Annotated in this window: 9 protein-coding genes, 1 tRNA gene and 1 pseudogene; 5 read left to right on the forward strand and 6 right to left on the reverse strand. The window is 46.9% G+C overall.

From position 1 onward, the window contains the following. Window positions 1-3: 3 nt before the first annotated feature. Together trmB and P9875_RS27695 are read right to left on the reverse strand one after the other, a co-directional pair. Window positions 4-684, reverse strand: coding sequence for a tRNA (guanosine(46)-N7)-methyltransferase TrmB (gene trmB, locus P9875_RS27690; protein ID WP_035822634.1), 681 nt, complete (start codon window positions 682-684; stop codon window positions 4-6). A 92-nt stretch (window positions 685-776) separates the two neighbouring features. Continuing rightward, window positions 777-850 (reverse strand) — tRNA-Gly (locus P9875_RS27695). A 301-nt stretch (window positions 851-1,151) separates the two neighbouring features. Here P9875_RS27695 and P9875_RS27700 point away from each other — a divergent pair. The 5 genes from P9875_RS27700 to P9875_RS27720 all read left to right on the forward strand — a co-directional run bounded on the left by P9875_RS27700 (window position 1,152) and on the right by P9875_RS27720 (window position 7,287). Further along, complete coding sequence (locus P9875_RS27700) at window positions 1,152-1,403, forward strand: hypothetical protein (protein ID WP_152598788.1); 252 nt, start codon at window positions 1,152-1,154, stop codon at window positions 1,401-1,403. 236 nt (window positions 1,404-1,639) lie between these two features. Continuing rightward, complete coding sequence (locus P9875_RS27705; RefSeq protein ID WP_035822636.1) at window positions 1,640-1,996, forward strand: diacylglycerol kinase; 357 nt, start codon at window positions 1,640-1,642, stop codon at window positions 1,994-1,996. 151 nt (window positions 1,997-2,147) lie between these two features. Continuing rightward, a complete protein-coding gene (locus P9875_RS27710) occupies window positions 2,148-3,566 on the forward strand; it encodes a mannose-1-phosphate guanylyltransferase/mannose-6-phosphate isomerase (RefSeq protein WP_099401781.1) in 1,419 nt (472 codons plus the stop codon). 179 nt (window positions 3,567-3,745) lie between these two features. Then, window positions 3,746-5,107, forward strand: a complete 1,362-nt coding sequence (gene wbaP / locus P9875_RS27715) for an undecaprenyl-phosphate galactose phosphotransferase WbaP (RefSeq protein ID WP_423221868.1) — start codon at window positions 3,746-3,748, stop codon at window positions 5,105-5,107. A gap of 839 nt (window positions 5,108-5,946) precedes the next feature. Then, complete coding sequence (locus tag P9875_RS27720; RefSeq protein ID WP_278317187.1) at window positions 5,947-7,287, forward strand: sulfatase-like hydrolase/transferase; 1,341 nt, start codon at window positions 5,947-5,949, stop codon at window positions 7,285-7,287. A gap of 449 nt (window positions 7,288-7,736) precedes the next feature. Here the strand turns inward: P9875_RS27720 and P9875_RS27725 are convergent, their stop codons facing one another. The 4 genes and pseudogenes from P9875_RS27725 to P9875_RS27740 all read right to left on the reverse strand — a co-directional run bounded on the left by P9875_RS27725 (window position 7,737) and on the right by P9875_RS27740 (window position 13,283). Further along, on the reverse strand, window positions 7,737-8,756 hold the full coding sequence (locus P9875_RS27725) for an acyltransferase family protein (protein WP_278317188.1): 1,020 nt from the start codon (window positions 8,754-8,756) through the stop codon (window positions 7,737-7,739). A gap of 60 nt (window positions 8,757-8,816) precedes the next feature. Next, window positions 8,817-10,049, reverse strand: a complete 1,233-nt coding sequence (locus P9875_RS27730) for an O-antigen ligase family protein (RefSeq protein WP_278317189.1) — start codon at window positions 10,047-10,049, stop codon at window positions 8,817-8,819. A 1,039-nt stretch (window positions 10,050-11,088) separates the two neighbouring features. After that, window positions 11,089-12,177 (reverse strand): annotated as a pseudogene (locus tag P9875_RS27735) (glycosyltransferase family 4 protein); the annotation flags it as partial. A gap of 98 nt (window positions 12,178-12,275) precedes the next feature. Then, window positions 12,276-13,283, reverse strand: coding sequence for a glycosyltransferase family 4 protein (locus P9875_RS27740; protein WP_278318883.1), 1,008 nt, complete (start codon window positions 13,281-13,283; stop codon window positions 12,276-12,278). Window positions 13,284-13,415 lie beyond the last annotated feature (132 nt).

Here is a 13,415-nt window from a genome sequence, read left to right on the forward strand (position 1 = left end):
AGGTTATTTCTTGATGAACACCAGATCCCACACGCCATGGCCCAGCTTCAAGCCACGGTTTTCAAATTTGGTCAGCGGACGATACGCCGGTTGCGGCGCGTAGCCCTCAGCGCTATTGCGCAGTTGCGGCTCGGCGCCCAGCACGTCCAGCATTTGCACCGCGTAATCTTCCCAGTCGGTGGCGCAATGCAGATAGCCGCCCGGCGCCAGGCGCTCGGTCAACTGCTTGACGAACGGCGACTGTATCAGGCGGCGCTTGTTATGGCGCGCCTTGTGCCATGGATCAGGGAAAAAAACGTGGATACCAGCCAGCGAATTGGCGGGAATCATGTGCGTCAGCACTTCCACCGCATCGTGCTGCAGCAGGCGCAGATTCGTCAGCGACTCTTCGCCGATCAGCTTCAACAGGCTGCCGACACCGGGCGTATGCACTTCGACGCCAATAAAATCCTTCTCCGGCATGGCTTTGGCGATATGCGCCGTCGTCGCGCCCATGCCGAAGCCGATTTCCAGGATGACAGGCGCCTTGCGGCCGAACACCTGCTCGAAATCCATCGATTCCTTGGCGAAAGGCAGCAGGAACTGCGGCCCAAGGGTCTCGAGCGCGCGCGCCTGCGCCACGGAAAGTCGTCCCGCGCGGGTCACGAAACTGCGGATGCGGTGTTCGGTCGGATCGTACATCATCGGCCGCGCCGGGCCGTTTGCTGGGGTATCAGAAGACATGGGAATGGAGAAATAAGTGGCTGCGCCGCATCAAGCCAGGCGCCAGCGAAAAATGGAGCGGGTGAAGGGAATCGAACCCTCGTCGTAAGCTTGGGAAGCTTCTGCTCTACCATTGAGCTACACCCGCGAAGCCTGCATTTTACGCGGGATGGCAAGGACTTGGCAAACTTGCGGGTCGCTTTCGAATTTTCCGCCAATTCTCGCGATAGTTTATAAAAAAGACAAATAAAGTCACATCGGTACGATGTCGTTTTTGTTGATATAGCACAACAATGCGGGCGGCCGGACACGATGAATAGTTTGGTATACCGCTAAAATAGAATAAATTATTGTTACCGTGAACTGTGTGGCACAGACTAGCTGGAGAAATGTTGCTACAATCGCGTGACAGTTTAGCATTCCCGCTGTTCAACCTAAAAGGATATCCCATGAAGAAAATTCTGATCGCTTCGGCAATCCTGTGCTTCGCTTCCGCACAAGCCATGGCTCAATCGGCACCAGCTCCTGCACCAGCAGCAGCTGCACCAGCTGCTGGCGCTACCGGCGCTGCCGTCGGCGGCACTGTTGCCGGCCTGAGCACGAGCGCCCTGATCGCAATCGGCGCAGCAGTTGCCGTTGTGGCTGGTGCTGCTAGCTCGGATTCGACCACCGCGCACACGCCCTCAAGCCACGCCAAGTAATCTGTCGACGCCTCTGGCTGAAACAGACAAGACCAAGCCTGCGGATTGACGTCAAACCTCGACACGCTGGCCTGGTCCCCCGAGAAGCTGGCCTTGTCATACGCAGCGCCACTTCCTCGCTAAAAGCCCTTTTTCATTTCTTGAAAACGGGCTTTTTATTTTTCTTCAATAATGCGCGCGCTGAAGCGCACCGGCCGTCAGGAATATGAAACGCCCTGACCAATCATGCATAGCCAATGAAAAACCAGCCTTTCCATAAACGCATGGGATTTGCCCTGCAAGGCTTGAGTGCCGCCTTCCGCATGGAATCGAGCTTCCGGCTGCAATGCCTTGCCGCCCTCCTGGTATTGCTTGTACTTGCCTGCTACCGGCCAGCGATGATCTGGTGGGCGTTGTTATTGCTTAACTGTGGCATGGTCCTCGCTGCGGAACTCTTCAACACCGCCCTCGAAAATTTGATTGATCACCTCCACCCGGCCCTCCATCCCAGTATCAAGATCGCCAAGGATTGCGCAGCAGGAGCCGTGCTCATTCTCAGTATCAGTGCCCTATGCGTCTTTGTTGCTTTTTTGCTTGAAAACGTTGTGTGCTAAGCAGGAATACCGGGGTAGCAAACTACAATACAGGATGAGCTGAACTACCTGCCTCCCAGACCCAATAGCGTCGGGAGAAAAGACAGAGATCCCTGTAATTCATTAGAATATTGCCCCCATTGGCAATAATTACATTTACATTGAAGCATAGATGACTATTCCCCTCCTACCGGTAATTCTTTGTGGTGGTTCCGGCACACGTTTATGGCCGCTTTCGCGCGATGCGTTCCCAAAGCAGTTTCTGCGCTTGTCGACCCAAGGCAGCATGCTGCAACAAACGCTGCAGCGCCTGGCAGACATCGACAACGCGTCGCCAGCACTGCTGGTATGCAACGAATCCTCGCGCTTCATTGTCGCGGAGCAAGTGCGTGAGATCGGCCTGGAACATAGCCGCCTGTTACTCGAACCCATGCGCCGCAATACGGCACCGGCGATCGCCTCGGCCGCCTTGCATGCAATGGAAAATGGCGAAGATCCGCTCCTGCTGGTGCTGCCATCGGACCACGTCATTCTGGATACCCCGGCGTTCCATCGGACCATCGCGCTGGCGCGTACTGCTGCAGAGGCAGGTAATTTGCTGACTTTCGGCATCACGCCAACGGGTCCAGAAACAGGATACGGCTATATTCGCGCCGAGGGCGCTGCAAACGGACAAGTCCAACGCGTACTTGAATTCGTGGAAAAGCCGGCCCTGGCGCTTGCGGAGCAATATATCGCCAACGGTGATTACTTCTGGAACAGCGGCATGTTCCTGTTCCGCGCCAGCCGCTACCTGGAAGAGCTGGAACGCTTTCAGCCCGCCGTCCTGGCGGCTTGCCGCGCTGCCATCATTGTCGCAAAGAGCGACCTCGACTTCATTCGCCTGGACAAGGATGCCTACGCTGCCAGCCCCGATATCGCCGTCGACTATGCGGTCATGGAACGCACCAGCCATGCCTCGACCATCGCCCTCGATGCGGGCTGGAATGATATTGGCTCCTGGAAAGCCGTACTCGACGTGGCGGAAAAAGATGCCGATAGCAATAGCGCCCATGGCGATGTGCTGATTCAGGATTGCAACGATTGCCTGGTACACAGCACTAGCCGCCTGGTCACCGCCATCGGCATGCGCAATACCGTGATCGTGGAAACGGCCGATGCCGTGCTGGTCATGGATGCGGACCAGGCACAACAAACAAAAACCTTGGTTGCGCAACTGGTCGCCAGGGAGCGCCCCGAGGCCACCATGCACCGTGAAGTTTTCCGTCCGTGGGGCTCCTATGATTCCATCGGCAATGGCGAGCGCTTCCAAGTCAAGCGGATCACTGTCAAGCCTGGCGCCAAGCTGTCATTGCAAATGCATCACCACCGCGCCGAGCACTGGATCGTGGTCTCCGGCACGGCGCAGATCACCAATGGGGACAAGGAATATTTGCTGACCGAGAACCAGTCCACGTATATTCCCCTCGGCGTGGTCCACTCCCTGGCCAACCCGGGCAAGCTACCGCTGGAATTGATTGAGATTCAATCGGGCAGCTACCTTGGGGAAGACGATATTGTCCGCTTTGAAGACCGCTACGGCCGCGTTTGACAGCGCAAATACGTCATCACCATGCATGCGTCACAGCAAGAATTTACACTGAAGTTTATAAGGTTTAGCAAGTCATCATGAAACCAATCGAAGGCATCTTTGTACAAGAAGTGAAATGGTATTGCAGCAGCAGGGCAGAGAAATATTTTCTCACCTTTGCCGATGCCTTTGCCATGTTCATGGCATTCTGGTTTGCCGGAAAATGGACGCTCGATGCCAGCGACTTGAACAGCTTTGGCCTGGATAGCTCACGCCTGCTCAGTTACAGTCTGCTATCCGTGGTTACTGTGGCTATCTTCAAACTGAAGGGGCATCATGCCAAACGCCGTCCTTATTCGAATGAAATCAAGGAACTCCTGAAGGTCGCCATGGTCATGGGTCTGATCGACGCTGCCCTGGTCTTCCTCGACAAGCGCGACTCCTCGCGCGAGGCACTGTTGGCCACCTGGCTGCTGGTGCCATGCTGTGTCTTGCTGCTGCGCGGCATGGTCAAATACCTGCTGATGAAAGCTGGCGGCTGGATACGCCCCATGGTCATCATCGGATGGGGTGACAATGCCTTGCAAACAGCGCGCGCCTTCGATGAGGAAGCGTTGATGGGATATCGCCTGATTGCGTTCCTGATACCGGAAGGCCAAGACCGCCTGGAACAACATTATGTGAACCGCAGCAAGCAAGTCGTGCCCTGCATTCAGCTAGGTGAAAACACGGAACAAACGCTCAGGTTGCTGGGCGACCCGCATACGGTTGTCGCCCTGGAACAAGGCGGTATCGACACTTATCAGAGCATGATCCAGCAAGTCAGCCGTTGCGTTGCCAATATGCAAGTTGTGCCAGCCGTACGCGGGCTCCCCTTGTACGGTATGGAGGTCAACCATTTCTTTGCACATGAAGTATTGCTGCTGACCATGCGCAACAACCTGGCACGGCCAGGCTTGCAACTGATTAAGCGCTGCTTTGATCTGGCGGCCTCGATCTGCGTGCTGATCGTCGGCTCCCCCATCTTGCTGTGGATCGCGGCCAAGGTCATGGCATCTGGCCGTCCCATCTTCTACGGCCACAAACGCGTGGGGCAGAATGGCAAGCATTTTCTCTGCTACAAATTCCGCACCATGGCCGTGAACGCCGACGTTTTGCTCAAGGAGTTACTGGAGCGCGATCCTGAAGCCCGTGCCGAATGGGACCGTGATTTCAAACTGAAGAACGACCCGCGCATCACCTCGATCGGCCACTTCCTGCGTCGGACCAGCCTCGATGAATTGCCGCAGCTATGGAACGTGCTGAAAGGCGAAATGAGCCTCGTCGGGCCGCGTCCCGTTGTCGATGCGGAACTGGAGCGTTACGGCCCCCAGGTAGACTATTATCTGGAAGCGAAACCCGGGGTCACTGGCCTGTGGCAAGTCAGCGGCAGGAACGACGTCAGCTATGATACGCGCGTTTATCTGGATGCCTGGTATGTCAAGAACTGGTCGTTATTCAATGACATCGTCATCCTGCTGAAAACAGTTAAAGTCATCTTCAAGAAAGATGGTGCGTACTAATAGCATCATCCATCAAGTACGCGACTGGCTGTACCTGGGCAAGAATTGCTCGGCGACCCGCAGCGTCCTCGAAGTGGAAAGCCTGGGCGAGGTCAACGGTCAATCTGACAGTCGTGCACGCTCTGTACGACATCCTCGATACGCCTGCTCCAAGGCGTCCGCCAGCTTTCGCGAACAAATCACCCATGTACAAGATCGCCCAGGCCATGGCTGCCGCGACGGCAACTGTGCCAGCCATTGAAGAAAAAGGCGTAGGGTCAATACCTGCGGCGTTTACTCGACGAGAAGATATCCTGCGACGCCCCCAGGCTTCAAGGCGGAAGTCGCGATAAAACCGGGCGCGGCAATGATGTATGCAGTACCCACAGCGTCGTCGAAGGCGCGAAAGGCAGTCCCTGCATCGAAAACGAGCCAACCGGCCAGCTAAATACCTATGATCGCAGCAAGCGCGCAGACACGCAAACCGCTCGGGCCGTTGGCATCCCGCCTCTGATAACAGAGTGCCAGGCTATCGAACACCGCACGCTGACTTTGCGCTGCAGTTCCGGACAAGCACAGTACCGGCACATTCCCAACGACAGTCATCAATTCAAGTACACGAACTGCGTCAAGACCGCCAGCTCACTGCCACTGAACTGCACGAAATGACGGCTAAATACATCGTTTTTTTTTACACGACTATACGCCGTTTTTGAATGTAGGTATGCTAAAGGGAGTTTATGACAAGCGTGTTACAATAAATGCCGCAAAAAAAACATTGTCAAACAATCACGCCTCTTGGTGCTTTCCGAGACTTTTCCCTCGCACCAATAAAATCCCCTTTTTAGTATTTTCAATTCATGAGTTCACCTTTCATACTACAAGAAGATCGATTTTTTTCTCTTCAATCTAAAAAATTTGTATATTTCCGCTGTTTTTTATGGATGTTACTACCAAGTATTATCTGGAGTTTCGCATTCGGCAGGGTGTACATATGTATCGAACCGCTGTTTTTTCCTTATGTAGAAAAACGTTTCAAGCCCTGGCTATCCTTGCTGATAAAGATTGTCTGGTTTTTTATCTTTTTGGTTTCCATCCTGGCAAATTGGAATATCCGACCGAACGCCTACAATTTCTATTTCTTTACGGTGATGGGAAATTCTCCCACTCCAGTATTGGTTACATGTTTTTTATTTGTTGCTGTAATGTCGTTCTTTATTTTTTCCGACATATATAGAAAAAGCTCCCTGGGATTCAGGAAATTTGCATTAATTATCGGTATTGTCTTGCTTGTCTTAAAATCTGCCATGTCGATTTTTGATGTGGGACCTGGATTCCTGCGAAAAACCATCATCACGCCATCGCCATTTGCAATAAAGACATTGTTTTCTGATGATATCTCTAATGAAAAGATTTTTTTGGGAAAGACTACCGAACCGACGTTCTTAAACCATATCAAAGGTACTGAAAAGACGCCCCAAAAGATGGTTTTGTTGGTTGTGGAATCGTGGGGCGAAAGCCACGCCAGCTTGGTATCAGTTAAGAAAAGGCTGCAGCGGGATGGTGTCAAAGTGCTTGCTTCCGGCTTTACCGATTACCATGGTTCCACCATGCAGGGCGAGATACGCGAATTATGTTCCCAATATATAAAACTTGACTCCAGCACAAATTTTTCATCAGTTGCTGACAACTGCGCACCGACATACATGAAAAATAAAGGATATGAAGTTTTTGGCGTGCATGGTTATCAAAAAATGTTTTATGCCCGAGATACTGTCTGGAAGCACTTGGGAATCGATAATGCATACTTCCAACCTGACATGCAACAACTCAATACTTGCCCAGGACCATTTGCAGGAATCTGTGATGAGGATATGATTAGCTACGGAATTGACTTGATACGTCACAAAGATAAGGCATTTTTATATATGCTTTCTTTGTCCAGCCACGAACCAATCGCCTCATCCATGCTCGAAGCTCCAACCCAATATTTCCGAGATATCGATGCGATTGGAGACTCCCAAATTGTTGCACGCAATGCTATTGGCAGCATGGTAACAACCTTGAGCACCAGTGCTGATTTGGGTTGCACCGAAGCCTATATCGTCGGTGATCACCAACCCCCATCGGCGGTCAATAGCGAACAACTCCCGGCAAATCAGGTTCCATATATGCGGATGTCCTTTCATTGCAATGAGTAAATACGATTAGATATGGCTCTGTCCCCGTTAACTAGGGAGGGTTCCAAGAATTTACTCGGTACCTGCAACCTGACTGCGTATAGCAGGCAGACGAGAACCTTTCCTGCAGTCAGCCGAATAGAAAACCGCAGTTCACTGCGCTGAACCACCGCCAGTGCATGACGGGCATCGCCGTAAAGCTCGGCGAAAATGCCGGACGGTACCGTAGCACTGATCAAAAGCGTGGCCTGGCAGCGATTTCATTCTCCCGCCTGCAACGGCGGCCATGCTCTTTGGTATGATCACGCGCGGAATGCAGCTCTACCGTTGCGTGCCCTTCAGCCGCATACCACTACGCTCACTGGCACGCCGTTGGCAACGCGTATATAGCCGCTTGCGCATCCTCCACGACCTGGCCAGCCGTTATCTTCCAAATTAGTGCACGTCACGACGGCCCCCGATTAGATTCATCAAGACTTTTGTGTACGGCTCGCGAATATGTCATTATTTATATTTCGACCTATTCTTTGAAAAGGTTTTTCTATAAACCACCAAGAAAGAGTAGAAACACCAACAACAAATAAGAAAGCGATTAATATTGAAAAAAAATTTAAATTTTCGCTATGAAAAAAACTTAAAACAATCGGATGCATTAAATAAAACGAATAGCTGATGGATCCAAAAAACACAAGATAGCGGGGAACCTCGCGGCATTTCTCAAAGAAAAAAAACAGAGACACTGCCAAAAAATAAGCCAATATGAATCTATAGGGATTATCATCAGATCCTACATTTGCTCCGTAAGAAAAGTGGCAGGAAACAATCAGCACAATAATCAGAGTGGAAGCTCTAAAAATAGAAATCGGTTCAGATTTCAGTCTTGAGAAACGCAAGTCAGTAGCAAAGAACATCAAAGATAGCGCAATGGGTAGCGCCACAGGAAGTTTAATTTCAAAGATAAATCTTATAACTGAAAAAACCAATGTAAAAACCAATGAAATATAAAATGCCGCACGCACCTTTTTATAGTCAAATATAACCTTGGTTAGGAACATCAAGGAAATAACAAAATAAAATATTAATTCTATTTGCAGTGTCCAATATACGCCTAAAGCATTTTTCACACCAAAAAATTGTTGCAACATCGTGAAATTCAAGGCGATGGAGAAAAATCCTAACATGGAGGAATTTTCAACGTTAAAAAGTAATGCAAAAATTATGGAAACAATATATGCAGGCCATAATCTAAATAAACGACCAATCCAGAATGATTGCAAAGTTGAATTTTTCTTGATGCTGAACGGTATCACATAGCCACTTACAAGAAAAAAAGCGCCTACGCCGATGCGTCCCAGATCGACATAGAAGTTTGGCATCTCAGAAAAATATCCTCTTCCGAGAAACTCCGATGGCAACGCATGCTGGAAAAAAACAAAAATAGCACATAATCCTCTCAGAGCATCCAAATTACCTAGTCTATTATTATTCAAAATTTGCACCTATTCATAAGCATCCAGTATCTACAACACTTAATAAAAATCAATATCCTCTTAACTTGGTCGAAAAAACAGGCCGTCCTGCAGTCTTTCTTTCTCCAAAGCACTCAGCCCTAAAATAATTCCGTACAAAGCCCAAACATAAGTACGTAAGTAGCTTGAATCAATCAATAACGCCGCCATGGTTACGTAAAATGCTATCTTGAAGGGTGCCAAAACAACATAATTATTTTTCTTCCGGTGAATGAAGAAAAGAATAGACATGAAACCAATAAACCCAATTATTCCGGCTTCAGCTCCAACCTCGACAAAGACATTCGCCGCAGTAGATTCAACGATAAAATCGGCCGCAGTAATTCCATTAATTATAAAATCACTGGCATTGAAATTACTGGAAGAATATGCCTTAAGTGTACCCAAACCCACGCCAAAAAAGGGACTTTCCGTGAATGCTTGATATGCTACCAATACCCTTTGAAGTCGATTTCCCACCACAAAAACCAATAAATTCAAGGAACTCGACGGATTCGAAAACAGACCATATAATCCATCAATAATCTTTCTTGTACGTGCATCAAAAAAATATGCAATGAGAAGAAAAAATAATAATGCGGCACAAAAATATGCAAAATATATCAAACGTACTCGACCAAAACTTATATAGGTCAGTACAAAACATATGAAAATCCACAATACCATGGATACAGATTGAGATATAAAAATTGCCAAGAAAATAAAAAACAAGTCAATAATGGAAATTTTAAAACCGTACAAAAATGCACGATGAAAAGTAATGCAAAAATACGGAATCAACGCCACGGCATAATAAGACGGCTCATACAGCAAGAAATGACCGCGATATTGAATTTGCATCACTACCATGGCGGCAGTTAGCATCACCGAGAAACGATAAAACAAAAATAGTAATTTTATTATCTTGACTGGGGCCAAATACACCATCTTAGAAAAAGTAAACATTATAACTAGGCAAATGCATGTTCCCGCATAAAACGCTACGCTGGTTATAAGATTACTTGAAAATAATACTGATGGCAAAAAAGATAATATAAAAATAGCGGATATTTTAACATTATCTAATCTCATTCTTAGATCAAAAAAATAAGCGAAGAGGATGAGATAAAGAGGAAACCAAACGTACGATATTTTTAATTTAAAATTCCCAAGGTCTATACTAATTACATCCAAACAGACTACAATCATTCCCAAAAAAAATAGTACTTGGATAGCATAATGGTTTTTTAAGCTAGGGGAAACGTCATTATTCATATTGACTCAAATCGTTTTGCAAAAAGAAAACAAGGGATTAAATTAATTGCAACCGACATAGTTTCAATTAGCTAAGTTGAAAAACTTTAAACAGAGTGTATTTCACAGCAAAAAAACGGGCCCGAAACTGGTCAAGTGTACCTAATATCGCTTGCGGTTGCCATTGCCACGACCAAAGGGCGTCTTCTTGACGGCCTCTAGGTACTAATTTAGCTTTAGGCTACCCGCATATCGTGGGTCCCCTAAAGACGGGCTTCCTCGCATTGACGAGCGCGACACCTTGACTGATATAGTCTTCTAAATAAGCTTATCCCAGAATATGTCCGTCGCGGACTAGTCTACGGTAATAGCATAAGCTGCCGACATTGAACCGCGCGAACGCCTAGGCATGACGATGGAGTGGTTGAGCCGGGACTCGGGTGGTTCCATCGTTTCCACTACGAACGAAGCGCAGATGCCCATCCAAATTTTCTCTCGCTTACTTGAATGCTCAATTTCTGGAAATATATCCAGAGGGTTGATTAGGAGGACCTAAGCACCGGCTCAGCCTGGGACATGCCTCCCATCAGTCGCAGCAATCCTTGGCGCAGGACGTCCCCAAGTACGATAACTTTGAGAGCTTGGCCAGCTTGACCGTTCCTTATCAGCCGGCTTGTCTGCATTCCGACGCATCCTCCCTACTCCCATATCTTCGTCAAACACGCAACCCAGCCTCTGCTACTTGCAAGAAAATCTCCAGGTACTTGCGCGAGGCACTCAAATTGCTCAACGAACAGACTTCTCTTCATCGTGAACAGCCATCAAAAAACGTGCAAGCCCAGACCAAAGTTACACAAATTCAGTATGCAAATGCCATGCTAAAAAACTGCGAAGCCCTTGGCTTAAAAGAATTGCTGCAGATCCGACTCTCAACACTGCTGGATGTATTAACGAACTCTCAGAATGCTAACCGATATCTCCGCATTTAAAACAATCATTAATATATAAATTTTCACTATCCATTAGAACGGCCCAACTGAAATTCATTCCATCGACTATCAACATAAGCACTAAATTCAGAATTAAAGCGCGCTACTGAAAATCGCTCGGCATTCCGACGACAGGCATCCGGTTGGAATTCATCTTGCCGGCGCTCAAACTCGTCAATTGCAGCACAAACAGATGCAATTTTCTGTTCTTCAAAAAATAGCCCTGTAGGCTCAGGTCCTGTGGAACGGACAATCTCAAGTACACCACCTTTGCCAAATGCAATCACTGGCGTACCACAAGCCTGAGCCTCCACTGGGGTAATACCAAAATCCTCTTCAGCAGCAAAAACAAAGGCCTTTGCTTTTTGCATCATATCTTTCAATACTGAAAATGGTTGGTAGCCCAACATTTCTACGTTTTTTCCGGCTTTAGCTTTTATTTTCTCAAAATCGATACCGTCACCAATAACAATAAGACGTTTATCCGGCATGGTGGAAAATGCCTCAACAATTAAATCCATCTTCTTGTAAGGTACTAACCGAGAAGCGGTAAGATAAAAGTTCTCTTTATTAGAACATGTTGAGAAAGAATCAACATCAACAGGAGGATAAATAACATCAGCTGTTCTGCCGTAAACCTTCTTTATTCTTCTGGCAATGAAATGCGAGTTGGCAATAAAGTGATCGACGCCGCTCGCGGTACGGGTGTCCCACATGCGCATTTTATGCAGAATTAGCTTGGCTAACCATCCTTTTAAACCAGTCTCCAATCCAGACTCGCGTAAATATTGATGCTGTAGATCCCAGGCATAACGCATCGGAGAATGGACATAAGAAATATGCAGCTGATCCGGCCCAGTCAGAATGCCTTTAGCAACAGCATGATTACTAGAGATGACCAAATCGTATGGTGAGAAATCGAGTTGCTCAACTGCCAATGGCATAAATGGTAAATATGAACGAAACCGTTTCTCAGCGCCAGGGAAATTTTGAATAAAGGTCGTTTTAAGACTACGGGATTGTAAAAATTTGGTTTTTTTTACGAATTCCGGATCTGCATAAACACAGAAAAGATCAGCTTTCGGGTACATTCCGGCGAACTGTTCGACTACTTTTTCCGATCCAGCCAATGTTGTGAACCATTCATGCATTAATGCAATATTTTTCATATTAAATCTTTTTTATAAAATACTTTCGCAATATATAATCCAACCATGTCTAAAACTTACAAAGTTCCAGAATTAGTTAAAAGATATCGCTAGTCATCTTTAGCCGATTCAAAAACCGACGCTACTTTCTGCACCGTTTTATCCCAAGTAAAATGACCTGCTTGCTCAATGCCTTTGGCACGCAACTCATTTCGTAAATTCAGGTCAGAACACAGGCGGCTAATACCCGCAGTAATTTCTTTCACATTCATTGGGTCCACCAGAATGGCTGCATTTCCAGCTATCTCAGGTAAAGATGTGGTATTGGAAGTCAGAACTGGAACACCACACGCCATCGCTTCTATCACCGGCAACCCGAAACCCTCATACAAGGATGGAAAAATCAGCGCAAGCGCACCGCAATATAAACCAGGTAAGTCAATTTCAGCGACTCTGCCCAAAAAAATTACTTTCTCTTGTATTTTTAACTTTTCACAAAGAGAAGCCATTTGAGAATTCACAGAACCCGTAAAAATCAGGCGAATTGCAGGATCGATTCCAGCGTCGGAAAAAGCTTCTAATATACGCTGTTCATTTTTATGCTCTTTACGGTTACTTACGCATAAAAGATAAGTGTACCCAGGCGAATAAGGAATGGCAGTCAAGCAATAGCTTGGATCAACCCCATTTCCGACATTTATAATTTTATTTATATCAATGCAAGCCCAATCCGCAATACGTCGGCGCGAAAATTCAGACACTGTTAACACTTTGAATGCTTTTCGGCAACCTCTCTTCATGATAATTTCATAGTATAGCCGCTTTAAAAAACTGCTATTTTCAGGTCTATCAATATGATTAAGATCATGAATTACAAATACAAATTTTCGGATAAAAAATAGTGGCGCATTGAATCCAGGACTAAATATCAAAGATTTTTTTATTGTTTTTAAAAAAATCGCAAGAAAAAATCGTACGGGGTCTAATGGTGAAGAGGGCGATCTTGATATTTCAATAGGTTCGAGTTGCAGCTTTTCACCGACGACTCTTGCAAAGCGACCTATTCCATGATCTCCGATCCATCGCGCGTCAAAATATATTTTCAAAATTCGTACCATTTCCACAAATCGCCCAACAAATTATCATTATCACAACATTAATTTAAATTTAATTTTGAGGCAAGAACTTTTGATTGAAAAATATAAATATTATTCTTATTGAGGAACTTTATTCATTACAGCATTTCCTAT

The organism is Janthinobacterium rivuli (genome assembly GCF_029690045.1).
Classification (GTDB): Bacteria; Pseudomonadota; Gammaproteobacteria; order Burkholderiales; family Burkholderiaceae_D; genus Janthinobacterium; species Janthinobacterium rivuli.